This window comes from Ralstonia mannitolilytica (genome assembly GCF_000954135.1).
GTDB classification, from domain to species: domain Bacteria; phylum Pseudomonadota; class Gammaproteobacteria; order Burkholderiales; family Burkholderiaceae; genus Ralstonia; species Ralstonia mannitolilytica.
In genome coordinates this window covers 1,860,364-1,884,592 of sequence record NZ_CP010799.1, presented here as the reverse complement: position 1 = coordinate 1,884,592, position 24,229 = coordinate 1,860,364, and the positions used below count along the sequence as shown (strand labels likewise).

The following is a 24,229-nucleotide window of genomic DNA, read 5'->3' as shown; positions in this document are numbered from 1 at the left end:
AGAAAAACGCGCTCAGTTACGAGCGCGTTGTTTGTTCCTCGCTGCGGCAATTCACTCGCCGGCAATCGTCATCTGCTCGATCAGGATGGAGCCGGTTTCCTTCGTGCCGCGCACCAGTGCATCCGCGCCGATGGCGACGATCTGGCGGAACATGTCACGCAGGTTGCCCGCGATGGTGATCTCTTCCACGGGGTATTGGATCACACCGTTCTCCACCCAGTAGCCCGACGCACCGCGCGAGTAGTCGCCCGTCACGTAGTTCACGCCCTGACCCATCAGTTCAGTCACCAGCAGGCCCGTGCCCATGCGGCGCAGCATGCCTGCAAAGTCGTCTTCAGGCCCGGTCTTGTCGGAGAACAGCGTCAGGTTGTGCGAGCCCCCCGCGTTACCCGTCGTCTGCATGCCGAGCTTGCGCGCGGAATACGTCGACAGGAAGTAGCCCTCCACCACGCCGTTCCTGACCACATCGCGGCGCTGGGTACGCACGCCTTCCTCATCGAACGGCGCGCTGCCCATGCCGTTCAGAACGTGCGGGTCTTCCTTGATCTGCACGTGCGGCGCAAAGACTTCCTTGCCCAGCGAATCGAGCAGGAACGTCGATTTGCGATACAGTGCGCCGCCCGACACCGCCTGCACGAACGCACCCAGCAGGCCCGCCGCCAACGGTGCCTCGAAGAGCACCGGGCACTTGCGGGTGGTCAGCCGGCGCGCGCCCAGGCGTGCCAGCGCACGCTCCGCGGCGTACTTGCCGATGGCCTCGGGCGCAGCGAGATCCTTGGGCGATCGCTTGGAGGAATACCAGTCGTCGCGCTGCATATGCGCGCCCGAGCCGGCAATCGGCGCGGCCGAAATGAAGTGCCGCGAATACGGATAGCCGCCCATGAAACCACGCGAAGTGGCCAGCACGAAGTGCGAATGCTGCGCCGAAATGCTCGCGCCGTCGCTGTTGCGGATCTTCGGGCTCACGGCAAAGGCGGCGGCCTCGGCGGCGCGGGCGATCTCGACGGCGGCTTCGGCATCGATCGTCCACGGGTGGTAGAGCTGCAGGTCTTGCGGGTGCTTCTCCAGCAGTTCCTCTTCTGCCAGGCCCGCGGCATCGTCATCGGCCGTAAACCTAGCGATGTTGTAGGCTGCTTCCACCGTTGATCGCAGTGCGGCCGGCGAGAAATCCGACGTGCTGGCGTTGCCGCGCTTCTTGCCCAGCATGACCGTCACGCCGACGACCTTGTCGCGGTTCTGTTCGATGGTCTCGATCTCGCCCTTGCGCACCGTGACCGACAGGCCCTGCCCTTCGGAGATTTCCGTTGCGGCGTCGGTGGCGCCGAGCTCGCGTGCAATGCGCAGCACATCGGTGGCCATCTCCTGGAGCTGTTCGCGGCGATACGCGAAAACGGAACCGGTGGTGGAATCGAGCGTTTGAGACATAGGCGAAGAGGAGAGAAACTTGGGCCCGTGCGGGGCCGTTTTTGGCGGAAACGCCCATCATAGCAAGATACAATGCGCGCCATGAGCCGAGCATCCCGACACAACCCCACGTATCTGCAGCCTGTCGTGCGCACCGACATCGGTGACGAGGACGACCCGGATACGCCCAAGAGCAAATCGCAGCGCAAGCGCGAGGTCAACGCCCTCCAGGACCTCGGCAGCGCACTGGAAGCGCTGCCCAAGGACAAACTCGCCAAGGTGCCGCTGCCCGAAACGCTGGCCGACGCCCTGCGTGAGGCCAAGCGCATCACGAGTCACGAGGGCAAGCGCCGCCAGATGCAGTACATCGGCAAGCTGATGCGCGCTCTCACCGACGAAGACGTCGAAGCCATCCGCCGCGTGATGGCCACGTTCGTGGGTGCTTCCAAGGCGGAAACCGCGCGCCTGCACGCCATCGAGCGCTGGCGCGACCGGCTGATCGCAGGCGACGATGCTGTCACCGAGTTCATCGCCGCGCATCCAGATACCGACGTGCAGGCTCTGCGGACACTGGTGCGCAACGCGCGTAAGGAAGTGCAACTGGCCAAGCCGCCCAGGTCGTCGCGCGAGTTGTTCCAGATGGTCAAGCAGACGCTGGCCGGCAATGACCGCAAAGACGAATCCGACCAACCCGAAGCCGAAGACGACCGCGCATGACTGCCTCCGCCCCGCTCACCCGCCGGCACGCCGACGAACTGATCGTCGGTTTTGTATCGATTTCGGACCGCGCCTCAGCCGGCACGTACCAGGACGAAGGGATTCCGGCACTGCGCGACTGGTTTGGCACCGCGCTGTCGTCGCCATGGCAAGGGGTGGAACGACTGATTCCGGACGATCGGGCGACGATCTCCGAAACGCTGATCGACCTCGTCGACCACGCCGGCTGCGACCTGGTGCTCACCACTGGCGGCACCGGCCCCACGCGCCGCGACGTCACGCCCGAGGCCACGCTCGCTGTCGCCACGAAGGAGATGCCCGGTTTCGGCGAGCAGATGCGCCAGATCAGCCTGCAGTTCGTACCGACGGCGATCCTGTCGCGGCAGGTGGCAGTCATCCGCGAAACGCCGACCCGCGCAGCGTTGATCATCAACCTGCCTGGCCAGCCGCGCGCCATCAAGGAAACGCTCGAAGGCCTGAAAGATGTGGAGGGCCGCGCTACGGTGCCGGGCATCTTTGCCGCCGTGCCGTACTGCATCGACCTGATCGGCGGCCCGTACATTGAAACGTACGACAGCGTGGTCAAGGCCTGGCGACCCAAGCACGCCGTCCGCGCGAAGCCGCTGCAGGCTTAAGGCGCGACCGACGAGGCCAGCGCCTCGGCCTCCGGCGTCTGGCGCTCATCGCGGATGAAGTGCTCGCGGTAGTAGCGCAGCTCCTCGATCGACTCGATGATGTCCGCATACGCGGTGTGCTGCTGACGTTTCACGAAGCCCTTGGCAATGGCCGGCTGCCAGCGCTTGCAGAGCTCCTTGAGCGTGGAGACGTCCAGATTGCGGTAATGGAAGTACGCCTCGAGCTTGGGCATGTAGCGCGCCATGAACCGGCGGTCCTGGCAGATGGAGTTGCCGCACATCGGCGATTTGCTTTTCGGCACCCACTTCTTGAGGAATTCGAGCAATTCGGCTTCGGCTTCGGCTTCCGTCGTGGTCGAAGCCTTGACCTTGTCGATCAGGCCCGAGCGGCCGTGCGTGCCCTTGTTCCATGCGTCCATGCCGTCGAGCAGCTCGTCGGACTGGTGAACCACGAGCACCGGACCTTCCGCGAGCACGTTCAGTTCCGAATCGGTCACCACCACGGCCACTTCGATGATGCGGTCGTTCTCGGGGCTCAGGCCGGTCATCTCCATGTCGACCCAGACCAGGTTGTTGTCGCTCTTGGCGGCAATCCTGGCGGGGGCGGCGCTGGTGGAGGATGCAACGGGCTGGGAAACAGGGTTACTCACGCGAAGGCCTTGAGAAAATGACTGAAGGCTATAATTTTCGCATATTCGATAGGGTTTCCCCCACATGCCAGCCTTTACCGTTGTCTTTCTGGTCGCTCTCGCCCTGATGTCCGCCACACGCCTGTGGCTCGCGGCCCGGCAGATTCGCCACGTGGCGCGTCACCGCAACGCCGTGCCCGCGCAGTTTGCCGAGGCGATCACGCTCGACATGCACCAGAAGGCCGCCGACTACACCATCGCCCGTACCCGCCTGGCGATGCTCGAAGTGCCGGTGCAAGCCGCGCTGCTCATCGCGCTGACCCTGTTCGGCGGGCTGAACTGGATCAACCAGGCCTGGCTCGGCGTGTTCGGCCCCGGCTATGCGTATGCGGTCGCGCTCATTGCGTCGGTCATCGTCATCAGCAGCGTGGTCGAGCTGCCATTCTCGCTGTACGCACAATTCGTCGTCGAGGAACGCTTCGGCTTCAATCGCATGACGTGGAAGCTCTGGGCGGTCGACCTGATCAAGGGCATCCTCATCGGCACCGTGCTGGGCCTGCCGCTGCTGCTCGCCGTCCTCTGGCTGATGGACAAGATGGGCGCGCACTGGTGGCTCTACACCTGGATCGTCTGGATGGCGTTCATGCTGTTCGTGCAGGCCATCTACCCGAACGTCATCGCCCCGCTCTACAACAAGTTCACCCCGCTGCAGGACGAAGAGATGCGTACGCGCATCGAAAGTCTGCTCAAGCGGTGCGGGTTCGCCAGCAAGGGCCTGTTCGTGATGGATGGCAGCCGCCGCAGCGCGCACGGCAACGCCTACTTCAGCGGCTTCGGCGCGACCAAGCGCATCGTCTTCTTCGATACGCTGCTCGAGCGCCTGAATGCTTCCGAAATGGAAGCCGTCCTGGCGCATGAGCTCGGGCACTTCAAGCGCCACCACATCACGAAGCGCATCGCCGTCACGTTTGTGTTGAGCCTCGGTGCGCTCGCGCTGCTGGGCTGGCTGATGACGCGGACGTGGTTCTACCTCGGCCTTGGCGTCGCCCCCAATCTTGGCGCCGACAACCACGCGCTGGCGCTGATGCTGTTCTTCCTGGTGCTGCCGGTGTTCACGTTCTTCGTGTCGCCGCTGGCGAGCCTGTCGTCGCGCAAGGACGAATACGAGGCCGACGCGTTTGCCGCCGAGCACGCGGATGCCAAGCAACTCGTCTCGGCCCTCGTCAAGCTGTTCCAGGACAACGCCTCGACGCTGACGCCGGACCCGGTGTACTCGACCTTCTACTACTCGCACCCGACCGCGTCGCAGCGCGTGGCGCGTCTCGTGCAGGCCGGGGCATGACGCGCGGCAAACCGGGCCGCGCCCACAAGCAGGCTGCGACGGGCGAGCGCGGGCTTGTCATCGCCGCGCACGGCCGTCACTACCTGGTCGAACGCGAAGGCGGCGGCTTGCTGCAGTGCTTTCCGCGCGGCAAACGCAGTGAATGCGCCGTCGGCGATCACGTCATCTATGAGGCGACCGCGGTCGACCAGGGTGTCGTCGTGCGCGTGGAAGAGCGGCGCAATCTGCTCTATCGGTCCGACCAGTTCAAATCGAAAATGCTGGCGGCCAACCTGGACCAGGTCATCATCATGCTCGGCACCGAACCGAGCTTCTCCGAAGACCTGCTCGGCCGCGCGCTCGTTGCGGCGGAGTCCCTCGGCATCGCGCCGCTGATCCTGCTCAACAAGATCGACCTGACGGCGCGGCTCGAGACAGCACGCTCGCGGCTCGCGCTGTATCGGGAGCTCGGCTACACGATCGTGGAACTGTCCGTGCACGGTGCCGCCGAAGCCGCACACGCGGCACTGCAGCCGCATGTGGCCGGGCGCGCGTCCATCCTCATCGGGCAATCCGGGATGGGCAAGTCATCGCTGCTGAATCTGCTGATTCCGGGCGTCGATGCGCAGACGCGCGAGATCTCCGAAAAGCTCGATTCCGGCAAGCACACGACCACGTTCACGCGGCTCTACCATCTCCCTGCAGACTGGGGCCGCGACGGTGTGCTGATCGATTCGCCCGGCTTTCAGGAATTCGGCCTGCACCACCTGACCGAAGGCATGCTCGAGCGGGCCTTCCCGGAATTCCGCCCGCATCTGACCGCATGCCGCTTTTACAACTGCCGCCACCTGCAGGAACCTGGCTGTGGCATTCTGGGAGCGATGGAGGAAGGCAAGATTGATCCGCGCCGACACCAGCTCTACGCGCAGTTGCTGCACGAATCGGAGCAGCAGAAGCCCTGGTAGCGGCAGATGGACGTTCGGGGAGGCTGTGAGATGAAACTGTTGATCAGCAGTCCGTCGCTCGGCATGGCCGCGCATTGGCAGAACGTGCTGACCGCGGCCGGCATCCGCACCGAACTGCGCAACATTTACCTCAGCAGCGTGGCGGGTGACGTTCCGCCGCAGGATTGTGCGGCCCAGGTGTGGCTCGTGAACCCGGCGCAGGAAGCCCAGGCGCAGGCAGTGCTCGACCAGGCGCAACATCCGCCCCCCGGCTCGGCCTGGCGCTGCACGCACTGTGGGGAAATGCACGAACCGCAGTTCGCCCAGTGCTGGCGCTGCGGAAAAGACCGCGAGGACGCGGCCTGACGGGTCAGATACCGTGCCCGGTCAACCGAGCCACACGGCTATCGACAGCATCGCGAGCAGCAGCATCCACAGCACCACCGCACGCCACACCAACCCCACCGCGGACTGCAGGGTGCGCACGTTCGGCTCTTGGCCGACTTCCATCGGATACGCCGCGTCTTCGTCGGCGAGGCTGTCTGCCGAATCGCGTTGCGGAATCGGCGTGCCAAGGCGTACGCCCAAGGCCCCCCCGCCAGCGGCCAGCAAGATACCGTTGACCTCGTCGCTCCATTTGGCCGCCCGATTGCGCCAGGCGTAGATGGCGTCTTCAAAATTACCGACGATGGCGAAGCCGATAGCGGTCAGGCGCGAGGGAACGTAATCGATGACGAAGAACGCCTGGCGCGCAAACAGGCCAAGGGCGGGGCTGCGCGTCGACGAGGTATCGCTCCAGTGGCGGGCAAGATATTCTGCGCCGCGATACAGCACGACACCCGCCGGGCCGATCGGCACCAGAAACCAGAAGAACACCCCAAACACATGGCGATGCGCCGCCACGATCGCGCATTCGAGCGTGTGACGGACGATCTCGTTTGCCGGCATATCCGTCGTGTCGCGCCCCGACCACTCGTTGAGCAACAGGCGCGCGGTGACCACGTCATCGCTGCGCAGCGCCTCGTGGATATCCGTGAAATAGTGGCTGAACTGGCGGAAGCCGAGGGTCAGGTAGACCATCAGCACGTTCCACAGAAAGGCGAGCACGAGGCTGATCGACGACAGCAGGTAATGCACCAGCGCAACCACCACCACGGCAGGCAGCGTGACCACACACCAGGCCAGCACAGCATCGCGGCGATTGCCGGTATCGAACCATTCTTCCGCCCGCGCGGCCAACGCACGCACGACATCGTAGATGGGGTTGTCGCGGCTGAGCGCACGGAACTGTTCGACGATCAGCGCGCAGAGTACGGAGAAGAAAGTCATTGGAGGGGCGTTGCGAAGGCGTTGATCACGCCGTGAAGGCGATGTGCAAGACGATAGCACACAGCGTGCGCGCAACAGCGCACCGTGACACGGACGCTACGCCGCCAGCAGGTGATACAGGTTGCGGAGCATGCCCGCCGTCGCGCCCCAGATGAAGTGGTATGCGCCGTCGGGCCGACGATATGGCATGGCATAGAAGCGGCGCACGCGGTCTTCCCAGCGCAACTCGCGCACCTCGTGGTTGGCCGGGTCCATCAGGAAGGCGAGCGGCACTTCAAAGACTTCGGCGACTTCACTCGGATCCGGCCGCAGCACAAAATCCGGTGTGAGCAGCCCCACCACGGGGCTCACGTGAAAACCCGTGCCGGTGATGTAGTCCGGCAGGCGGCCGACCACCTCGATGTGGTCGCCCGCGATGCCCACTTCCTCGTCCGTCTCGCGTAGTGCGGTATCAACGGCGTCACGGTCAATGGCTTCGCGCCCGCCGCCCGGAAAGCTGATCTGCCCCGCATGCTGGCTGAGCGACGCATTGCGTTGCGTCAGCAGCACCGTCAATCCCGCGTCACGCTGTACCAGAGGCACCAGGACGGCAGCCTCGCGCAGCTTGAGCGACGCGTCGATCAGACGCGACTCGTCCGTATGCTCCGGCTCCCAGTCGGGCGGCGTACGCAGACGATCGCGCACGAACTCGGCCGTCAGCCGCTCCGCCCCGAGCGCCGGCAACGATGCCTCGGACGGCACCACGGGCAACTGCTGGGGATCGAACACGGGACGGCGCATGAAGGGAAACAATGAGTGGTGGGCGGAAGGCAGCCAGCGCGTCCATCTTCCACCCCGAAAGAGAAAAAAGGCACCCGAAGGTGCCTTTTCGCAATGCGCGCAGATTACTCCGCAGCGGCTTCCTTGCGCTTGAAGGTCAGCTTCTCCTTGATGCGTGCCGACTTCCCCGAGCGCTCGCGCAGGTAGTACAGCTTGGCACGGCGAACATCGCCGCGACGCTTCACTTCGATGCTGGCCAGCAGCGGCGAGTACAGCTGGAACGTACGCTCCACGCCTTCGCCCGAAGAAATCTTGCGAACGATGAACGACGAGTTCAGGCCGCGATTGCGCTTGGCAATCACCACGCCTTCATACGCCTGCACACGCTTGCGGTTGCCTTCCACGACGTTCACGTTGACGATCACGGTATCGCCAGGGGCGAACGGGGGGATCGTCTTGTTGGCCGTCAGGCGCTTGATTTCTTCCTGCTCGATTTGCTCGATGAGATTCATCTTTTTCTCCTTGACCATCATGCCGGCGTTTTGCCCGGTACCAACCGTGGCCCCGGTAGAGGATGGGAACTTCAATCGGCCGAGGCTTCCGGTGTGGAAACTTCCGACCCCTTTGCCGTTATCGCCGCGGCAGCGAGGAAAGCCTCATCGCTGCGGGACAACAAACCTTGCCTGCGCGCAGCGTCGATCAGATCGGGCCGCTTGCGCATCGTATTCAACAGCGCCTGCTGGCGGCGCCACTTCTCGATCTCGGCGTGGTGGCCGCCCAGCAATACATCGGGCACACGCACACCTTCGTACTCTTCCGGCCGTGTGTAGTGCGGACAGTCGAGCAGGCCGTTGACGAAACTGTCCTGCACCGCCGACTGCGCGTCGCCCAGCACACCGGGCAACTGCCGCACGACCGCATCGATGATGGCCATCGCCGCGATCTCGCCGCCAGACAGCACGAAATCGCCGAGGCTGATTTCCTCATCGACCCGGCGATCGACCAGGCGCTGGTCAATCGCCTCATAGCGCCCGCACAGCAGCGTGAGGGCCGGCAGCTGCGCCAATTCCATCACTCGCCGGTGCGTGAGCGGCTTGCCTTGCGGCGACAGCAGCACCACATGCGAAGCTACCGGTGCCTGCGCGTCACGGATCGCATCGAGCGCGGCTTCCAGCGGCTTGGCGAGCATCACCATGCCCGGGCCACCGCCATAAGGCCGGTCATCCACGGTACGGTAATTGTCCGTCGTGAAGTCGCGCGGGTTCCAGGTACGCAACGTGTACACCTGCTGCTTGGCTGCCCGGCTGGTGATACCCCAGTCGGTCAGCGCCCGGAACATCTCCGGGAACAGCGAGATGACATCGAACTGCATCGCCGAATTCTCCGGCCGCATGTTCAGTAATCCAGACCCCAGTCGACGACGATGCGCTTGCCCGCAACATCCACCGACTTCACGTAGACCTCGACAAACGGCACCAGCCGCTCGACGTCGTCTTCTCCAACGACCCGCAAGATCTGATGCGCGCCGTTGTCGATCAGGCCAGCCACCGTACCGAGCGTTTCCTGCTGTTCGTTGACGACAGTGGCGCCGATCAGGTCGACCCAATAGAACTCGTCGTCATCCGGCTCGGGAAACTCTGCCCGGCTGACCCACACGGCACAGCCACGCAGCGCCTCGGCGACATTGCGGTCCGGCACCGCAGGCGAACCTGCCACCACCGTACCGCTGTGCTCGCGCGATGTGCCGACCGAGAACACCCGCCATTCCGCAGATGCAGCCGGCACAGCAGCGGCCGGCTTCAGCCACCACGTACGCGCATTCAGCAACGCGTCGGCATCCCCATGCGGCTGCACCTTGATCCAACCGCGAATGCCATAGGCACCGCCCACATAGCCGACCTCGACAAGATCATCGGGCAGCGCCGGGTTGCCGCCGACCTGCGGCCGCATGGCCTGCAAGCGTTCGGCCACCTTTTGCGAGGCGGTCTCGGCAGCTTTGGTCACGGGGCTTTTACGTGCCCCCGACGGTGTCGATACCGGGCGCGTCACGGCAGGAAGTGCTCGGACGGCACCGTCGATCGACGCATGCTAAAACTCAGGCAGCCGCCTTCTTGGCGCCCTGCTTCACCAGACGGGCGACCGTCGGCGACAGTTGCGCGCCCACGCCTTCCCAGTAGCTCAGACGGTCTTGAGCAATGCGCAGACCTTCTTCGCCTTCGGAGGCGAGCGGATTGTAGAAACCGACGCGCTCGATGAAACGGCCATCACGGCGGTTACGCGAGTCGGTCGCGACGATGTTGAAGAACGGGCGCTTCTTGGAGCCACCGCGGGCCAGACGGATCACGACCATGGATCTTTTCCTTGAAAAACTGGGTATGCGTACAGAGAAACACGCGATTATAGCTCAATTTTCCAGACCAAACAAACACTTAGGAGCATCGCAACCACGCTGCTGTCGGCGCGACCTGGTACAGAGGTTCGCCGGCTGGGCGATTATGCTTGCCGCGTGGCTTGGCGCCGGGTCCTCAGCGGGAGCCAAACCCTTGCTGGACACGCTGCGCGTGCCGTCCGGCTTCCGGGTCGAATTGCTCACCGACGCGATGCCCGCCGCGCGCGAGATGGCGCTGTCTCCCGCGGGCATCCTGTATGTTGGCAGCCGCGCGGGCAACGTGTACGCGCTGCCGCTGCAGACGCCAAACGCGCACGTGCGGATCGTGGCGTCGGATTTGAAATTGCCGGTGGGGGTGGCCTGGCACGGCGGCAGCCTCTATATCTCGGCGGTGTCGCGCGTGGTGCGGCTTGACGGCATCGACGAGCGGCTCGACCGACCGCCCCCGCCCGTCGTCGTCAACGACAAACTGCCCACCGAGGCGCAACACGGCTGGAAATTCATCGCGTTCGGCCCGGACGGCAAGCTGTATGTGCCGGTGGGCGCACCTTGCAACATCTGCCGCCCGGATGAAAACCGCTACGCCAACCTGATGCGCATGAACGCAGACGGCAGCGGACTCGAGGTCGTTGCGCGAGGCATCCGCAACACGGTCGGTTTCGACTGGCACCCGGTCACGCACGAACTGTGGTTCACCGACAACGGCCGCGACTCGATGGGCGACGACCAGCCGGACGACGAACTGAACCGCATCGCGCAGCCGAACCCGCATTTCGGCTTTCCGTTCTGCCATGCGGGAGATATTCCCGACCCCGACTTCGGCGCGGGACACCCGTGCAAGGACTACGTACCGCCGGTGGCCAGACTCGGGGCACACGTGGCTGCGCTAGGCATGCGTTTCTACACCGGCACGAGCTTCCCGCCGGAGTATCGCAACAACATTTTCATTGCCGAGCATGGCTCGTGGAACCGCTCGTCCAAGGTCGGCTATCGCGTCGTGCGTGTGGTGCTGGACGCCACGGGCAAGGTCACGAAGCAGGAGCCGTTTGCGCAAGGCTGGCTCCAGGACGACCGCGCGCGGGGACGCCCGGCCGATGTGCTGGTCGCGCCCGATGGCAGCTTGCTTGTCAGCGACGACGAGGCCGGGGCGGTGTATCGCATCCGCTACATCGGCAGATGACGTACAGGCCCCCTTCAACCAGGGCCCCGGGCGTGAGGGAAACATCTCGTTACACAGGAAACCTTTGGACAGTGGATGCACCCTCACTGAAGCCGTACATTGACAGGCATGAACACGCGTTGCTGCTCTGTCTCCCCCGTACCAACAATGCCTGCGGCGCGTGGTGCTTTTGAACCTTCGCCCGACAGGAGATAGCCATGCCGATCCGCGCATTGCTTCGCCCGTTGGCGGCGGGTGTTCTGATCGTCGCCTCTGCGGGCGCCTTGGCTGCCAGCGCAACGGCGCGTCAGGCGGCCGTCGCCTTCGCCGAGCCCCCCATGCCGGCATGGCCGATGACCGCCGGCACAGTCGCGCACTCTCGTCCGCTGGTCGCGCAGTTCTTCGCCGGCGCGCGCGAAGACCAGGCGGCCCGGATCCGCGCGCAGATGGAGCGGATGGAAGCCCGTGCACGCGCCGATGACCGCCTGAACGGCCGTGTGCAGCCCCGCGAAAGCGGCGGCCGCGGCGACTGGCAACAGCAGGAGCGCATGCGCCAGGAACGCGGCAACGCCGATCAAGGCAACTGGCGCAGTTCGCGCCGGGGCTGATGCAAAGCGCGCACCGCTTCACCGTCCGGAACTTGCCCTCGGACAGCCTTGTCGTACTGGATGACGCGCCGCGCCTCGACGTGCGCGCGTCATCACACCGATCACAACGACAACAGGTGCTTCAATGCTGTCCAATCTCTACCGCCATGTGCGGCTCATCCTCGGTCTGATATGGACCTCCGCCTTCATGCTGATGCTCGTTCACCTGCTCTATGGTGAAACCAGCCTGCGCCACCAGGCGCCGCAAATGCTGCAAGACCTGACGGCTTCGATGGGTGTGCCGTCGCTGCGTCCGGTCCCGATTTAGCTCCGCTCCCCCCTCCACCGCAGCGCCTGCCCAGGGCTGTGCGCGTCCGGCCGAATTGACGGCCCATTCCCCAGATTGCTGATGTGTCTTTAAGACGCGTGCGCGGCGCCGCTCGTTGGCTGCGCCGCGGTTTGTGTTGGGCGTAGAATGCGCGGCGCTGTGTCCTCTTGCCGTGCCGTGAGTTCTACGCCCCGCCATGCCTTCCACCACCCTCGAAAAAAAATCCAAGCTGCTGACCGTGCTGCTCGCCTTTCTGTTCGGAAGCGTGGGCGCGCACCGCTTCTACCTGCGGGGCGTGCGGGACTTCTGGGCGTGGGCCCAAGTCATGGCGATGGTGCTCGGCGCGATCGGCGTGGCGCTGCTGTGGTCGACGCAGCGCGCCAGCGTGCCGGGGTGGGTATGCGCCATCATCGGCGCATCTTCCGTGCTGGCGGGGTTTCTTTCGGCGCTCGTCTACGGCCTGCGACCCGATGACAGATGGGACGCGCAATTCAACGCGGGCGGCACGCCCACCCGCTCGGGCTGGCCTGTGGTGGTGCTTACCATCCTGACGCTGATGATCGGCACGGGCCTGCTGATGGCGGGGCTCGCCATCACGTTCCAGACGTATTTCGAATCGCAGGTGCAGGCTGCGAAGGAACTGTCGCAATAAGCCGGTCAGAACAGGCTGCCCTGGCGCTCGTCGGGGGGCTTTCTTGGCTTGGCCGCGCGCGCAGGCGGTTTGAACTGCGATGTGTCGAGCACCCGTTCGTTGTAGCGGTGGTAGCTGAAGCCGAGCCTGTCGGCGGCCTTGTAGAAGCGCTGGCGCAGCAAATCCGCCCAGATGCCGGTGCCGCGCATGCGCGTGGCGAAGTCGGCCTTGTAATCCTGACCACCGTGCAGATCGCGAACGCGGTTCATCACGCGTTGCGCTCGATCGGGGAAATGCGCCGTCAGCCAGTCCTGGAACACGGCGTTCAACTCGTTCGGCAGCCGCAGCACGATGTAGCTCGCGTACGTGGCGCCGGCCTCGCGTGACGCTTCGAGAATCTGCTCCATGTGGTCGTCGGTGATGAAAGGGATCATCGGCGCGACGCTCACACCCACCGGAATGCCCGCTTCCGCCAACGTGCGTATCGTGCGCAGCCGCCGCGACGGCGTGGCCGCGCGGGGCTCGAGCTTGCGCGCGAGGTCAGCATCGAGCGTGGTGATCGTCACGGCCGCCACGACGAGGTTCTTGGCGGCCATCGGCGCTAACAGGTCGATGTCGCGCTCGATCAATGACGACTTGGTGATGAGCCCCACAGGGTGGTCGCAATCGTGCAGGACCTGCAGCACGTCGCGCGTGATGCGCAGTTCGCGCTCGATGGGCTGGTAGGCGTCGGTGTTGACGCCAAGCGCGATCGGCTCGCAGCGGTAGCTCGGCTTGGCGAGCGTTTCGCGCAGCAGCTCGGCGGCATTCGTTTTGGCAAACAGCTTCGTCTCGAAATCGAGCCCGGGAGACAGTTCGAGATACGCATGCGTGGGCCGCGCGAAGCAATACACGCAACCATGCTCGCAACCGCGATACGGATTGAGCGACACGCTGAACGGAATGTCGGGCGACTGGTTGTGGCTCAGGATCGAGCGCGCGCGTTCGATGGAGACGCTCGTCTGCAGGCGCGGCGGCGCGTCGGCGGCGTCGAACTGGCCGACGAGGGGTTGCCAGCCGTCATCGACGCGTGTGCGTTCATCGCGTTCGAAACGGCCTTGCAGATTGGAGGTGGCGCCGCGTCCCTTGCGCGGGACGTGGCGGTCGGACATATCGGGCACAGCGGAATGGAGTCGTATGCGGGGGCCGGGCTGATCCTATCGCATCCGCCCGCGTTCCGCTGGGGTGGCGCCGGCTACGCTTCCGGGTCGAGCGTCACTTCCCAGAGCGATTTGCCGTCAAGGTCGTGCAGCGACACGTGCATCGTGCGCGTGGCGGGATCGATCCTCGCGCGGCCGTAGTACTGCTGCAGCGCGGCGGGCGACTGGTTCTGCGCATTGTCCTTCGGGATGCTGACGTAACGCACATCCGGCCCGAAGGTTTGGTCGACCTCGTTGGGCCCGAACGTGCCCGCGTTGATCGGGCCGCCGACAAATTCCCAGAACGGTTTGAACTCCGTGAACTTCGCGCGCGACGGGTGATAGTACGTGGCCTGCGCGTAGTGCACATCGGCCGTCACCCACACCACGTTCTGGATGTTCTCGTGCTTGATGAAGCGCAGGAGCTCGGCCAGTTCCAGCTCGCGGCCGGACGGCCCGCCGTCATCGGCGTTCGCCCACGCTTCGTAGGTGCCCTTGGGTACGTCCGGGTTCAGGTCGGGCACCACCAGCGAGATCGGCATGTCGCTGGCAATCACTTTCCACGTCGCCTTCGATTGCTTGAGTGATTGCTTGAGCCACGCCGTCTGGGCTGGGCCAAGGAAGGCAGAGTCTGCATCGAGCGTGGTCTGGCGATTCGGCGAATTGCGGCCGCGATAGCTGCGCTCATCGAGCATGAAGACGTCGAGCAGCGGGCCGTATTGGAACGCGCGGTAGATCTGCTCCGGGTCGAGCGGGTTGAAGCGGAACGGGTTGTATTCGAACATCGCCTGCTTCGCCCGCGCGGCGAGCAGCGACGCGCTGCGCTCCTGGTAGCGCTTCTCTTCCGGGCCGATCTGCTGACCGGGATACCAGTTGTTGCGCACCTCGTGGTCGTCCCATTGCACGAGGAACGGCACTTCGGCGGCGAAGCGACGCTTGTTCCTGTCGAGTTGGTTGTAAGCGAAGGCGCCGCGGTAATCGTCCAGCGTTTGCGCGACGTGCGACTTGGCTTCGGTGACGAGATTGGTCCACAGCGAGCCGTCCGGCAGCTTCACCTCTGCCTGGATGGGGCCGTCGGCGTAAATCTGGTCGCCGGAGTGGATGAAGAAGTCGGGCGATTCGCGGCGCATCGCTTCGTACAGGCGGTAGCCGCCGAAGCGCTCATTGATGCCCCAGCCCTGCCCGGCTTCATCGCCGGAGAAGACGAAGCAGATCGGCCGATCGGCCTGCACGGGCGCGGTGCGGAGGCGGCCGCTGACGGGCCCGCTGAATGCCTTGTCGTGCACGAGATCCTGAAAGCGGACGCGGTAGAACACATCGGCACCGGCGGGCAGGCCGGTCAGGTCAACGCGGGCCGTCAGGCCGTTGCCCTCGATGGCAGCGGGGCCCACGCGGCGGGCGACGTGCTTGAAGGCGGCGTCGGTCGAATATTCGACGATCATGCGCGCCGGACGGTCGGTCCGGCTCCACACGATCGCGCTGTCCGTGGTGATATCACCGCTCATCACGGCGCCGGGCACTTGCGGACGCAGTCGCTCGGACGTCACCACGGCAGGCGCGACGCCCTGCGCGAGCACTTCCCCGATTCGCGCGCCCAGCAACGCGGTGCCGCCGGCGGAAACAAGACCCTTGATCAGCGTGCGGCGGGTCGGCTTGAAGATCGGCTGGTCGGACATGGCATCGGCATACGGGATCGAAATGCCGGCCAGCGTAAGGCGCTTCCGTGACAGTGCGACGTCACCCGCCCTCTTCCGTGACGTCGATGGCGAGCGTCTCCTTGATCTCCTCCATCACGATGTAGCTCTTTGACTGCACCGCGCCGGGCAACTGCAGCAGGATGTCGCCCAGCAGGCGCCGGTATTCGCTCATCTCGCGGATGCGCGCCTTGATGAGGTAGTCGAAATCACCCGAGACGAGGTGGCACTCCAGCACCTCGGGAATGCGCAGGACCTCGCGCCGGAACTGCTCGAACATGTTGCCGGATTTGCTGCCCAGGCTGATCTCGACGAACACGAGGAGCGAAGCCCCGAGCATGGCGGGATTCAGCCGCGCGTAATAGCCGAGGATGAAGCCTTCGCGCTCCAGGCGTTTGACGCGCTCGATGCACGGCGTGATGGTCAGGCCGACGGCCTCCGACAGTTCCTTCATGGAGAGCCGCCCGTCCTTCTGCAGCAGGTCGAGGATGCGGCGGTCGAGCTTGTCGAGGGCCCGCACGGGCTTGCGCTGGGTTCGCATGATCAAGGGGAGCCGCAGCCGGGCCCAAAATCGAAGTTGTTCCTGTTTCCCGAGAATATACAGAAACAATTGCTGGAAATGTACGAATACGATAGCGGCATCTATCGTCTACGTATCCCCGGGGAGTATCAGCATGCGCGTGCTCGTTCTTGGCAGCGGCGTGATCGGCGTTACCAGCGCCTATTACCTGGCCCGCGCCGGCCATGAAGTCACCGTCGTCGACCGCGAAGCCGGCCCGGCGCTCGAGACCAGCTTTGCCAACGCCGGCCAGATCTCGCCCGGCTATGCGTCGCCGTGGGCTGCACCCGGCGTGCCGCTCAAGGCCATCAAATGGATGTTCCAGGAGCACGCACCGCTCACCATCCGCCCGGACGGCACCCTGTTCCAGCTCAAGTGGATGTGGCAGATGCTGCGCAACTGCGACGCGGCCAGCTATGCGCAGAACAAGGAGCGCATGGTCCGCCTGGCCGAGTACAGCCGCGACTGCATCCGCGAGCTGCGCGCCGACACCGGCATCGCCTACGAAGGCCGCCAGCAAGGCACGCTGCAGATCTTCCGCACCCAGCAGCAGCTCGACAGCGCCGCGAACGACATCGCCGTGCTGGAGCGCGCCGGCGTGCCGTACGAACTGCTTTCGCGCGACGACCTCGTGCGCAGTGAACCGGGCCTGGCCTCGACCCGCCACAAGCTGGCCGGTGGCTTGCGCCTGCCCAACGACGAAACGGGCGATTGCCAGCTCTTCACCACGCGCCTCGCTGCGATGGCGGAACAGCTCGGCGTGCGCTTCCGTTTCAACAGCACCATCAACAGCCTCATCTTCAAGAACGACGCCGTGCGCGGCGCGCTGGTCGACGGCCAGCCGATCGATGCCGACCTCGTGGTGGTGGCGCTGGGCAGCTACAGCACGCCGTTCCTGAAGAACCTTGTGAACGTACCGGTGTATCCGCTCAAGGGTTTCTCGATCACCGTGCCGATGACGGACGCCGAGAAGAGCCCCGTCTCGACCATTCTCGACGAGACGTACAAGGTGGCCGTCACGCGCTTCGACAGCCGCATCCGCGTGGGCGGCATGGCGCAGATCGTCGGTTACGACAAGCGGCTGGACCCAGGCAAGCGCAAGACGCTGGAATTCGTGGTGAACGATCTGTTCCCGGGTGCCGGCGATGTGTCGCAGGCCTCGTTCTGGACCGGCCTGCGCCCGATGACGCCGGACGGCACGCCGATCGTCGGCCAGACGCCGGTGCGCGGCCTGTGGCTCAACACCGGCCACGGCACGTTGGGGTGGACCATGGCGTGCGGCTCAGGCAAGTTGCTGTCGGATCTGGTGTCGGGTCGTTCGCCCGCCATTCGCGCGGATGACCTCTCGGTGTATCGCTACCTTGGCGGTTCGCCGATGCCGGCAGGCAAGCCTGCGCTGGCCTGAGCGCCGTCGCACCAACGCAAAAGGGAGGCCGAGGCCTCCCTTTTTTCATGCCGGTCGATGCTGCCCGGCAGTGCGGTTTAGAACTGCGCTTCCGGCACGGCGCCGATGGTCTCGCCACCGGTGAGAATGCTCTGCGCAATGCCAGGCGCCTGCGTAAGCAGCACGTCGGCAAACACGCGTGCCGTGGCGATCTTCGCGCCGTAGAAGTTCGGGTCGTCGCTTTCGCGGTCGATGGCAACGAGCAGCGCACGGGCCATCTGCCAGCCCGACAACACGATGCCGCACAGGCGCAGGTACGGCACGCTGCCCGCAAAGACGGCGTTCGGCTGCGCCTTGGTTTGCGCGACCACAAAACGCACCACCGACTCCATCGCCTCACGGCCGGCCGCCAGCCGCGCACGCATGGCCTGGCAATGCGCCCCCCCCTCAGCGGCCAGCGCCGCTTCCACCTTGGCGATTTCCGCGCAGATGCCCAGCGCCACGGCACCACCGTCACGTACCGTCTTGCGGCCGATCAGGTCGTTGGCCTGGATGGCGGTGGTGCCTTCGTAGATCGGCAGGATGCGCGCGTCGCGGTAATACTGCGCAGCGCCCGTCTCTTCGATGAAGCCCATGCCGCCGTGCACCTGCACGCCTAGGCTCGTCACGTCGATGGACATCTCCGTGCTCCAGCCCTTGACAATCGGCACGAGGAATTCGTACAGCGCTGCATTCTGCTTGCGCATCGATTCGTCGACTGCATGATGGCCGGCATCGCATGCGGCGGCGGCCACGTAGGCCAACGCACGCGCGCCCTCGGTCATGGCGCGCATCGTCAGCAGCATGCGCTTCACATCGGGGTGATGGATGATCGGCACCGCCTTGGTAGCGGAGCCGTCCACCGGACGACTCTGCACGCGTTCACGTGCATAGGCGACGGCCTTCTGATACGCGCGCTCCGACACGCCGATGCCCTGCATGCCAACGGCGTAGCGCGCGGCATTCATCATGATGAACATGTATTCAAGGCCGCGGTTTTCTTCGCCGACCAACGTGCCAATCGCGCCGCCGTGGTCGCCGAACTGCAGCACGGCCGTGGGGCTCGCCTTGATGCCAAGCTTGTGCTCGATCGACACGCAGTGCACGTCGTTGCGCGGGCCCAGCGAGCCATCGTCGTTCACGAGGAACTTCGGCACCACGAACAGCGAGATGCCCTTCACACCTTCCGGTGCACCCGGCGTGCGCGCCAGCACCAGGTGGACGATGTTCTCGGCCATGTCGTGCTCGCCCCAGGTGATGAAGATCTTCGTGCCGAAGATCTTGTAGGTACCGTCGCCCACCGGCTCGGCGCGGGTGCGCACGAGTGCCAAGTCGGAACCGGCCTGCGGCTCGGTCAGGTTCATCGTGCCGGTCCATTCGCCCGAGATGAGCTTCGGTACGAACAACTGCTTCTGCGCTTCCGTACCGGCCGTCAGCAGCGCTTCGATGGCGCCGTCGGTCAGCAGCGGGCACAGCGCGAACGACAGGTTGGCTGCGTTGAGCATCTCGATGCACGCCGTGGCGATCAGCTTGGGCAGGCCCTGGCCGCCGTACTCCACCGGGTGCTGCACGCCCTGCCAGCCGCCCTGGCCGAACTGGGCAAAGGCCTCCTTGAAACCCGGCGTGGCCGTCACGACGCCCTCCTTCCAGCTGCTCGGGTTCCGATCGCCTTCCACATTGAGCGGCGCAACGACCTCACCGGTAAAGCGCGCGCTTTCTTCCAGCACGGCCTGGGCGGTGTCGGCAGTGGCGTCTTCAAAGCCGGGCAGCTTGGCAACATTGTCCAGGCCAGCGAGCTCGTTCATCACGAACAGCATGTCCTTGACGGGGGCTTGATAAGTCATGTCTCTCTCCAACTCTCGTTAAGCGCGATCAGGACGAAACGTCAGCTCGGTCCACTCGTCCGCGCCGTCCTGATGGCGCTCGGGCGCATAAAAAAGCCGTTTCCAGACATGGTCGGAAACGGCTTTGCCTGGGGCGCTGCGGCGCACATATCAGCGCGCCGCGCGGTGCGATCAGCCCAGTGCGCTCACCAGCTCCGGCACCACGGTGTTCAGGTCCCCCACGAGGCCGTAGTCCGCCACCTGGAAGATCGGCGCTTCCGGATCCTTGTTGATCGCGACGATGACCTTGGAATCCTTCATGCCGGCCAAGTGCTGGATCGCGCCCGAAATACCGACGGCGATGTACAGTTGCGGCGCGACGATCTTGCCGGTCTGACCCACTTGGTAGTCGTTCGGCACGAAGCCGGCGTCCACTGCGGCACGCGAGGCGCCCAGCGCTGCGCCCAGCTTGTCGGCCAGCGGCGTCAGCACCTTGGTGTAGTTCTCACCCGAGCCTACGCCACGGCCACCTGACACGATGATCTTCGCGGCGGTCAGTTCCGGGCGGTCGCTCTTCGTCACTTCGCGCGAGACGAACTGCGAGATGCCGGCATCAGCCACGGCAGTCAGGTTTTCGGTAGCAGCGGAGCCACCGGTGGCCGCAGCCGGGTCGAATGCCGTGCCACGCACGGTGATCACCTTCACCTTGTCGGCGGATTGCACGGTGGCAATTGCGTTGCCGGCGTAGATCGGGCGCTCGAAGGTGTCGGGGCCGTCGACCTTGGTGATGTCGGACAGCTGGGCCACGTCCAGCTTGGCGGCCACGCGCGGCAGGATGTTCTTGCCGTAGGCGGTGGCGGGCGCCAGGATGTGGCTGTAGTTACCGGCAACGGCCAGGGCCTGCTCGGCGACGTTCTCGGCCAGGCCATCGGCAAACTGCGGCGCATCGGCCACCAGCACCTTGGTCACCCCGGCGATCTGCGCAGCCGCCTGTGCGGCCGCGCTGCAGCCAGCGCCAGCCACCAGCACGTGGACTTCACCGCCGCATTGGGCGGCAGCCGTCACGGTGTTCAGCGTCGCGGCCTTGATGGATTGATTGTCGTGTTCAGCAATAACGAGTGCGGTCATCTTGATCTGCCTGTTCGGTGTGCTTGAAGTTGCGTGCAGTAGCGCGGAGGGACAAACCGCCGCTTACAGCACCTTGGCTTCCGTCTTCAGCTTGGACACCAGCGTCGCCACGTCGGGCACCATGACGCCAGCACTGCGCTTCGGCGGCTCGACCACCTTCAGCGTCTTCAGGCGCGGTGCAACGTCCACGCCCAGCTCTTCGGGCTTGACCGTGTCGAGTTGCTTCTTCTTCGCCTTCATGATGTTCGGCAGCGTCACGTAGCGCGGCTCGTTCAGGCGCAGGTCGGTGGTGACCACGGCCGGCAGCTTGACCGACAAGGTCTCCAGGCCGCCATCCACTTCTCGCGTGACGGAAGCCTTGCCGTCTGCGATCTGCACCTTCGAGGCGAACGTGGCTTGCGGCAGGCCTGCCAGCGCAGCCAGCATCTGGCCGGTCTGGTTGGCATCGTCGTCAATGGCTTGCTTGCCCAGGATGATCAGCTGCGGCTGTTCCTTGTCGACGATGGCCTTGAGCAGCTTGGCCACCGCCAGCGGCTGCAGTTCTTCGTTCGTCTCGACCAGGATGCCACGGTCCGCGCCGATGGCCATGGCGGTGCGCAGGGTTTCCTGGCACTGCGTCACGCCGCACGACACGGCGACCACTTCCGTCGCAACGCCCGCTTCCTTCAGGCGGACCGCCTCTTCCACGGCGATCTCGTCGAACGGGTTCATGCTCATCTTCACGTTGGCCAGATCGACACCGCTGCCGTCCGTCTTCACGCGGACCTTCACGTTGTAATCGATCACGCGCTTGACTGCGACCAGGACTTTCATGCGCTCACTCCACTAATTGATAAGACGATTTTGCAAAACGCCGGCCATTATAAGGGGGGCCAGTCGGCCGCGTTAAATTTCCGAACGGTCGTGCTATTTTAACCATGAAAAATTGCCGGACGCCAGTGAAACGTCCGGCAATCTGCTTGGTAGAGCCCTCTATCGGATCGACGCAGCGATCAGAAAGTGATTACCAAGCCACGATGACGGCGTCCTTGTACTTGGCCTTCACAAAGGCCTTGACCGTGTCGGAGTGGTACGCCTTGACCAGCTTGGCCACCCACGGCTGGTCCTTGTCCGCCGTGCGCACAGCGATCACATTGGCATACGGGCCCTTCGGGGTTTCGATGGCGATGCCATCCCTGGTCGGATCCAGACCGGCCTTCTCGGCGTAGTTGCCGTTGATGGCGGCGGCGTCCAGGTCGTCGAGCGAACGCGGCAGTTGGGCGGCGTCCAGTTCAACGAACCTCAGCTTCTTCGGGTTCTCGGCCACATCGCGCGGCGAGGCCTTGAAGCCAGCGTTCGGCTTGAGTTTGATCACGCCCTGCGACTGCAGCAGCAACAGGGCTCGGCCGCCGTTGGTCGGATCGTTCGGCAGGCCAAAGCGTGCGCCTTCCTTCAGGTCCTTCAGCGACTTGATCTTCTTCGAGTAGATGCCCATCGGGAAGGTGATGGTCTGGCCGACGCTCACGAACTTGTAGCCGCGCGTGGCGACCTGGTCGTCCAGATACGGCTGATGCTGGTAGCTGTTGGCGTCGAGGTCACCGGCAGCGAGGGCGGCGTTCGGCTGGATGTAGTCGTTGAACTCGACGATCTGGAGCTTCACGCCATCCTTCTCGGCGACCTTCTTCACCTCTTCCATGATCTCGGCGTGCGGGCCGGCGGTCACGCCGATCTTGATGGGCTTGCTCTGGGCCAGGGCGCTGCCCGCGGCCAGTGCCAGCGCGGCGCCGAGGCTCGCAGACCATTGCAGCAGTTGACGACGGTTCATTGTGTTTCCTCGTTTTGTCTGTCGAATGAAGGATTAACGATGGCTGAGGCGGCGCACGAGCCAGTCGCCCGTCGATTGCACCGCCTGTACGAAGACGATCAGGATGACGACGACCGCCAGCATGATGTCCGATTCATAGCGCTGGTAGCCGTAGCGGATGCCCAGGTCGCCCAGGCCGCCGCCACCGATGGTGCCGGCCATGGCCGAATAACCGACCAGGCTGACGAAGGTGATCGTCAGGCCGGCGAGGATGCCGGGCATGGCCTCCGGCAGCAGCACCTTGTAGACGAGCTGGCCCGTGGTCGCCCCCATCGACTGCGCGGCTTCGATCAGGCCGCGGTCCACTTCGCGCAAGGCGGTTTCCACCAGGCGCGCGATGAACGGAATCGCGGCGATGGTCAACGGAACGATGGCCGCGGCCGTGCCGATGGACGAACCGGCCAGCAGGCGCGTGAACGGAATCACCGCCACCAGCAGGATGATGAACGGCACCGAGCGCACGGCATTGACGACGAGGCCCGCCACGCGGTTGAACACCGGCGCCGACAGCACGCCGCCCGGCACCGTCAGATACAGCAGCACCCCCAACGGCACGCCGAACAGCCCGCCGATGCCCCCGGACACGCCCACCATGGCAAGCGTTTCCCAGAAGGCGGGCAGAAACAGGTCGGTCAGGTCAGACCACATGATTGATCTCCTCCACCACCACGCCTTGCTCGCGCAGGAAGTTCATCGCATTGCTGATGTCGTTGATATCGCCCGTGGCCAGAATGGCCAGCGAGCCGAAAGCCTGGCCCTGGATCTCGTCGATGTGGCCGTGCAGGATGTTGAAGTCGAGCCCATAGTGGCGGATCGCCTGGGCGAGCACCGGCTGGTCCACGCCTGCGCCGGTAAAGGCCAGGCGGAACAGGTGGTCGCGGCCGCCGTGCTCGCGGGCCGTCAGGCGGCTCTCCACACGCGCCAGCACCGAGGGCGGCAGCTCCTGCGAGATCACCTCGCCGATGAGCGCGCGCGTCACATCGTGCTGCGGCTTGAGGAACACGTCGATCACGCGGCCAAGCTCGACCACGCGGCCAGCGTCGAGCACCGCCACGCGGTCGCACACCTGCTTGATGACTTCCATCTGGTGCGTGATCAGGACGATGGTCAGGCCGAGCTCGCGATTGATCTTGCGCAGCAGATCGAGAATCGAGCGCGTCGTCTCCGGATCCAGCGCGGACGTCGCCTCATCAGAGAGCAGCACGTCGGGCTGGCTCGCCAGCGCGCGGGCGATGCCGACGCGCTGCTTCTGCCCCCCCGAAATCTGCGCGGGGTAGCGATCCTTGTGGGCGGACAAGCCGACGAGCTCCAGCAGCGGCAGCACGATCTCGCGGATGCGCTCGCGCGACGTGCCGGCCAGTTCGAGCGGCAGCGCCACGTTGTCGTACACCGTCCGCGACGACAGCAAATTGAAGTGCTGGAAGATCATGCCGATCTTGCGGCGCGCCTGGCGCAGCCCGTCGGCGTTGAGTGCGGTGAGTTCCTGCCCCGCCACGGTGACGGTGCCCGCGGTCGGGCGGTTCAGCAGGTTGATGACGCGCACGAGCGTGCTCTTGCCCGCGCCGCTGCGGCCGATGATGCCGAACACCTCGCCGCGCTCGATGGTCAGGTCGACGTCACGCAGTGCGTGGACGTCGGCACCGCCCGCCCCCCGAAAGTGCTGCGATATCCCCTTGAGTTCAATCATGCGTTCCATGCAAAAACGGCAACCGCCCTGATCCAGGCTGTTGCCGTCTCGTTCTTGTTTGA

The 24,229-nt window shown here is 64.9% G+C and carries 27 protein-coding genes; 10 read left to right on the top strand and 17 right to left on the bottom strand.

Annotated features, from left to right (window positions below):
- Positions 1 to 51: 51 nt before the first annotated feature.
- Positions 52 to 1,425 carry a metalloprotease PmbA gene (gene pmbA / locus TK49_RS08990; protein WP_045786368.1) on the bottom strand — a complete coding sequence of 458 codons (1,374 nt, stop codon included), beginning with the start codon at positions 1,423 to 1,425 and terminating at the stop codon, positions 52 to 54.
- An 81-nt stretch (positions 1,426 to 1,506) separates the two neighbouring features.
- On the opposite strand from pmbA, the gene yjgA reads away from it, so the two are divergent.
- A complete protein-coding gene (gene yjgA, locus TK49_RS08985; RefSeq protein WP_276203700.1) occupies positions 1,507 to 2,121 on the top strand; it encodes a ribosome biogenesis factor YjgA in 615 nt (204 codons plus the stop codon).
- A complete protein-coding gene (gene mog / locus TK49_RS08980) occupies positions 2,118 to 2,756 on the top strand; it encodes a molybdopterin adenylyltransferase (protein ID WP_045786366.1) in 639 nt (212 codons plus the stop codon). The genes yjgA and mog overlap by 4 nt, the downstream gene beginning before the upstream one ends.
- Here the strand turns inward: mog and orn are convergent.
- Positions 2,753 to 3,406 (bottom strand): oligoribonuclease, encoded by a 654-nt coding sequence (gene orn, locus TK49_RS08975; protein WP_045786365.1) that lies wholly within the window; start codon positions 3,404 to 3,406, stop codon positions 2,753 to 2,755. The two genes, mog and orn, sit on opposite strands and share 4 nt — an antisense overlap.
- Before the next feature lie 64 nt (positions 3,407 to 3,470).
- Here orn and TK49_RS08970 point away from each other — a divergent pair, with 64 nt between their 5' ends.
- The 3 genes from TK49_RS08970 to TK49_RS08960 are packed head-to-tail and all read left to right on the top strand — an operon-like array spanning position 3,471 to position 6,016.
- Positions 3,471 to 4,727 carry a M48 family metallopeptidase gene (locus tag TK49_RS08970; RefSeq protein ID WP_045786364.1) on the top strand — a complete coding sequence of 419 codons (1,257 nt, stop codon included), beginning with the start codon at positions 3,471 to 3,473 and terminating at the stop codon, positions 4,725 to 4,727.
- A complete protein-coding gene (gene rsgA / locus TK49_RS08965; protein WP_045786363.1) occupies positions 4,724 to 5,671 on the top strand; it encodes a ribosome small subunit-dependent GTPase A in 948 nt (315 codons plus the stop codon). The genes TK49_RS08970 and rsgA overlap by 4 nt, the downstream gene beginning before the upstream one ends.
- A gap of 30 nt (positions 5,672 to 5,701) precedes the next feature.
- The gene (locus TK49_RS08960) at positions 5,702 to 6,016 is read left to right on the top strand and encodes a hypothetical protein (RefSeq protein WP_045786362.1); all 315 of its coding nucleotides are present in this window, start codon (positions 5,702 to 5,704) and stop codon (positions 6,014 to 6,016) included.
- 21 nt (positions 6,017 to 6,037) lie between these two features.
- Here TK49_RS08960 and TK49_RS08955 read toward each other — a convergent pair whose 3' ends face one another.
- The 6 genes from TK49_RS08955 to rpsP form a co-directional block, all read right to left on the bottom strand.
- Positions 6,038 to 6,979, bottom strand: coding sequence for a CobD/CbiB family protein (locus TK49_RS08955; RefSeq protein WP_045786361.1), 942 nt, complete (start codon positions 6,977 to 6,979; stop codon positions 6,038 to 6,040).
- Between the two features lie 96 nt (positions 6,980 to 7,075).
- Positions 7,076 to 7,759, bottom strand: a complete 684-nt coding sequence (locus tag TK49_RS08950) for a CoA pyrophosphatase (RefSeq protein ID WP_045787824.1) — start codon at positions 7,757 to 7,759, stop codon at positions 7,076 to 7,078.
- A gap of 104 nt (positions 7,760 to 7,863) precedes the next feature.
- Positions 7,864 to 8,250, bottom strand: a complete 387-nt coding sequence (gene rplS, locus TK49_RS08945; RefSeq protein WP_045786360.1) for a 50S ribosomal protein L19 — start codon at positions 8,248 to 8,250, stop codon at positions 7,864 to 7,866.
- Positions 8,251 to 8,321: 71 nt separating this feature from the next.
- Positions 8,322 to 9,110, bottom strand: a complete 789-nt coding sequence (trmD, locus tag TK49_RS08940) for a tRNA (guanosine(37)-N1)-methyltransferase TrmD (protein WP_045787823.1) — start codon at positions 9,108 to 9,110, stop codon at positions 8,322 to 8,324.
- Between the two features lie 23 nt (positions 9,111 to 9,133).
- The gene (rimM, locus tag TK49_RS08935) at positions 9,134 to 9,688 is read right to left on the bottom strand and encodes a ribosome maturation factor RimM (protein ID WP_045787822.1); all 555 of its coding nucleotides are present in this window, start codon (positions 9,686 to 9,688) and stop codon (positions 9,134 to 9,136) included.
- 145 nt (positions 9,689 to 9,833) lie between these two features.
- Entirely contained in the window at positions 9,834 to 10,088 is a 255-nt protein-coding gene (rpsP, locus tag TK49_RS08930) for a 30S ribosomal protein S16 (protein WP_045786359.1), read from the bottom strand.
- A 145-nt stretch (positions 10,089 to 10,233) separates the two neighbouring features.
- Here rpsP and TK49_RS08925 point away from each other — a divergent pair, with 145 nt between their 5' ends.
- The 4 genes from TK49_RS08925 (at position 10,234) to TK49_RS08910 (ending at position 12,853) form a co-directional block, all read left to right on the top strand.
- The gene (locus tag TK49_RS08925; protein ID WP_045786358.1) at positions 10,234 to 11,307 is read left to right on the top strand and encodes a PQQ-dependent sugar dehydrogenase; all 1,074 of its coding nucleotides are present in this window, start codon (positions 10,234 to 10,236) and stop codon (positions 11,305 to 11,307) included.
- A gap of 197 nt (positions 11,308 to 11,504) precedes the next feature.
- Positions 11,505 to 11,894 (top strand): hypothetical protein, encoded by a 390-nt coding sequence (locus tag TK49_RS08920; RefSeq protein ID WP_045786357.1) that lies wholly within the window; start codon positions 11,505 to 11,507, stop codon positions 11,892 to 11,894.
- Positions 11,895 to 12,018: 124 nt separating this feature from the next.
- Positions 12,019 to 12,201, top strand: coding sequence for a hypothetical protein (locus TK49_RS08915; protein ID WP_045786356.1), 183 nt, complete (start codon positions 12,019 to 12,021; stop codon positions 12,199 to 12,201).
- Positions 12,202 to 12,397: 196 nt separating this feature from the next.
- Entirely contained in the window at positions 12,398 to 12,853 is a 456-nt protein-coding gene (locus tag TK49_RS08910) for an NINE protein (protein ID WP_045786355.1), read from the top strand.
- A 5-nt stretch (positions 12,854 to 12,858) separates the two neighbouring features.
- On the opposite strand, the gene TK49_RS08905 is transcribed toward TK49_RS08910, so the two are convergent.
- From TK49_RS08905 to TK49_RS08895, 3 genes are all read right to left on the bottom strand, one after another.
- Positions 12,859 to 13,983, bottom strand: coding sequence for a PA0069 family radical SAM protein (locus TK49_RS08905; RefSeq protein ID WP_045786354.1), 1,125 nt, complete (start codon positions 13,981 to 13,983; stop codon positions 12,859 to 12,861).
- A gap of 83 nt (positions 13,984 to 14,066) precedes the next feature.
- The gene (locus TK49_RS08900) at positions 14,067 to 15,686 is read right to left on the bottom strand and encodes an alkaline phosphatase D family protein (protein WP_045786353.1); all 1,620 of its coding nucleotides are present in this window, start codon (positions 15,684 to 15,686) and stop codon (positions 14,067 to 14,069) included.
- Positions 15,687 to 15,747: 61 nt separating this feature from the next.
- Complete coding sequence (locus tag TK49_RS08895; protein WP_045787821.1) at positions 15,748 to 16,245, bottom strand: Lrp/AsnC ligand binding domain-containing protein; 498 nt, start codon at positions 16,243 to 16,245, stop codon at positions 15,748 to 15,750.
- 133 nt (positions 16,246 to 16,378) lie between these two features.
- Between TK49_RS08895 and TK49_RS08890 the strand changes: the two genes are divergently transcribed.
- Positions 16,379 to 17,668 carry a D-amino acid dehydrogenase gene (locus TK49_RS08890; protein ID WP_045786352.1) on the top strand — a complete coding sequence of 430 codons (1,290 nt, stop codon included), beginning with the start codon at positions 16,379 to 16,381 and terminating at the stop codon, positions 17,666 to 17,668.
- 77 nt (positions 17,669 to 17,745) lie between these two features.
- On the opposite strand, the gene TK49_RS08885 is transcribed toward TK49_RS08890, so the two are convergent.
- The 6 genes from TK49_RS08885 to TK49_RS08860 form a co-directional block, all read right to left on the bottom strand.
- Positions 17,746 to 19,530, bottom strand: a complete 1,785-nt coding sequence (locus TK49_RS08885) for an acyl-CoA dehydrogenase (protein ID WP_045786351.1) — start codon at positions 19,528 to 19,530, stop codon at positions 17,746 to 17,748.
- Between the two features lie 171 nt (positions 19,531 to 19,701).
- Positions 19,702 to 20,637: an electron transfer flavoprotein subunit alpha/FixB family protein gene (locus tag TK49_RS08880; protein ID WP_045786350.1), complete on the bottom strand. Its 936-nt coding sequence runs from the start codon at positions 20,635 to 20,637 to the stop codon at positions 19,702 to 19,704.
- Between the two features lie 63 nt (positions 20,638 to 20,700).
- Complete coding sequence (locus TK49_RS08875; RefSeq protein ID WP_045786349.1) at positions 20,701 to 21,450, bottom strand: electron transfer flavoprotein subunit beta/FixA family protein; 750 nt, start codon at positions 21,448 to 21,450, stop codon at positions 20,701 to 20,703.
- A gap of 190 nt (positions 21,451 to 21,640) precedes the next feature.
- Complete coding sequence (locus TK49_RS08870) at positions 21,641 to 22,441, bottom strand: MetQ/NlpA family ABC transporter substrate-binding protein (protein WP_045786348.1); 801 nt, start codon at positions 22,439 to 22,441, stop codon at positions 21,641 to 21,643.
- 33 nt (positions 22,442 to 22,474) lie between these two features.
- Complete coding sequence (locus TK49_RS08865) at positions 22,475 to 23,128, bottom strand: methionine ABC transporter permease (RefSeq protein WP_045786347.1); 654 nt, start codon at positions 23,126 to 23,128, stop codon at positions 22,475 to 22,477.
- Complete coding sequence (locus TK49_RS08860) at positions 23,118 to 24,167, bottom strand: methionine ABC transporter ATP-binding protein (RefSeq protein ID WP_045787820.1); 1,050 nt, start codon at positions 24,165 to 24,167, stop codon at positions 23,118 to 23,120. The genes TK49_RS08865 and TK49_RS08860 overlap by 11 nt, the downstream gene beginning before the upstream one ends.
- Positions 24,168 to 24,229: the final 62 nt, after the last annotated feature.

Bases quoted from the DNA above. Each gene is read 5' to 3' on its own strand.
- pmbA (WP_045786368.1), bottom strand. From the start codon at position 1,425: ATGTCTCAAACGCTCGATTCCACCACCGGTTCCGTTTTCGCGTATCGC.
- yjgA (WP_276203700.1), top strand. From the start codon at position 1,507: ATGAGCCGAGCATCCCGACACAACCCCACGTATCTGCAGCCTGTCGTG.
- mog (WP_045786366.1), top strand. From the start codon at position 2,118: ATGACTGCCTCCGCCCCGCTCACCCGCCGGCACGCCGACGAACTGATC.
- TK49_RS08970 (WP_045786364.1), top strand. From the start codon at position 3,471: ATGCCAGCCTTTACCGTTGTCTTTCTGGTCGCTCTCGCCCTGATGTCC.
- rsgA (WP_045786363.1), top strand. From the start codon at position 4,724: ATGACGCGCGGCAAACCGGGCCGCGCCCACAAGCAGGCTGCGACGGGC.
- TK49_RS08960 (WP_045786362.1), top strand. From the start codon at position 5,702: ATGAAACTGTTGATCAGCAGTCCGTCGCTCGGCATGGCCGCGCATTGG.
- TK49_RS08955 (WP_045786361.1), bottom strand. From the start codon at position 6,979: ATGACTTTCTTCTCCGTACTCTGCGCGCTGATCGTCGAACAGTTCCGT.
- TK49_RS08950 (WP_045787824.1), bottom strand. From the start codon at position 7,759: ATGCGCCGTCCCGTGTTCGATCCCCAGCAGTTGCCCGTGGTGCCGTCC.
- rplS (WP_045786360.1), bottom strand. From the start codon at position 8,250: ATGAATCTCATCGAGCAAATCGAGCAGGAAGAAATCAAGCGCCTGACG.
- trmD (WP_045787823.1), bottom strand. From the start codon at position 9,110: ATGCAGTTCGATGTCATCTCGCTGTTCCCGGAGATGTTCCGGGCGCTG.
- rimM (WP_045787822.1), bottom strand. From the start codon at position 9,688: ATGCGGCCGCAGGTCGGCGGCAACCCGGCGCTGCCCGATGATCTTGTC.
- rpsP (WP_045786359.1), bottom strand. From the start codon at position 10,088: ATGGTCGTGATCCGTCTGGCCCGCGGTGGCTCCAAGAAGCGCCCGTTC.
- TK49_RS08925 (WP_045786358.1), top strand. From the start codon at position 10,234: ATGCTTGCCGCGTGGCTTGGCGCCGGGTCCTCAGCGGGAGCCAAACCC.
- TK49_RS08920 (WP_045786357.1), top strand. From the start codon at position 11,505: ATGCCGATCCGCGCATTGCTTCGCCCGTTGGCGGCGGGTGTTCTGATC.
- TK49_RS08915 (WP_045786356.1), top strand. From the start codon at position 12,019: ATGCTGTCCAATCTCTACCGCCATGTGCGGCTCATCCTCGGTCTGATA.
- TK49_RS08910 (WP_045786355.1), top strand. From the start codon at position 12,398: ATGCCTTCCACCACCCTCGAAAAAAAATCCAAGCTGCTGACCGTGCTG.
- TK49_RS08905 (WP_045786354.1), bottom strand. From the start codon at position 13,983: ATGTCCGACCGCCACGTCCCGCGCAAGGGACGCGGCGCCACCTCCAAT.
- TK49_RS08900 (WP_045786353.1), bottom strand. From the start codon at position 15,686: ATGTCCGACCAGCCGATCTTCAAGCCGACCCGCCGCACGCTGATCAAG.
- TK49_RS08895 (WP_045787821.1), bottom strand. From the start codon at position 16,245: ATGCGAACCCAGCGCAAGCCCGTGCGGGCCCTCGACAAGCTCGACCGC.
- TK49_RS08890 (WP_045786352.1), top strand. From the start codon at position 16,379: ATGCGCGTGCTCGTTCTTGGCAGCGGCGTGATCGGCGTTACCAGCGCC.
- TK49_RS08885 (WP_045786351.1), bottom strand. From the start codon at position 19,530: ATGACTTATCAAGCCCCCGTCAAGGACATGCTGTTCGTGATGAACGAG.
- TK49_RS08880 (WP_045786350.1), bottom strand. From the start codon at position 20,637: ATGACCGCACTCGTTATTGCTGAACACGACAATCAATCCATCAAGGCC.
- TK49_RS08875 (WP_045786349.1), bottom strand. From the start codon at position 21,450: ATGAAAGTCCTGGTCGCAGTCAAGCGCGTGATCGATTACAACGTGAAG.
- TK49_RS08870 (WP_045786348.1), bottom strand. From the start codon at position 22,441: ATGAACCGTCGTCAACTGCTGCAATGGTCTGCGAGCCTCGGCGCCGCG.
- TK49_RS08865 (WP_045786347.1), bottom strand. From the start codon at position 23,128: ATGTGGTCTGACCTGACCGACCTGTTTCTGCCCGCCTTCTGGGAAACG.
- TK49_RS08860 (WP_045787820.1), bottom strand. From the start codon at position 24,167: ATGATTGAACTCAAGGGGATATCGCAGCACTTTCGGGGGGCGGGCGGT.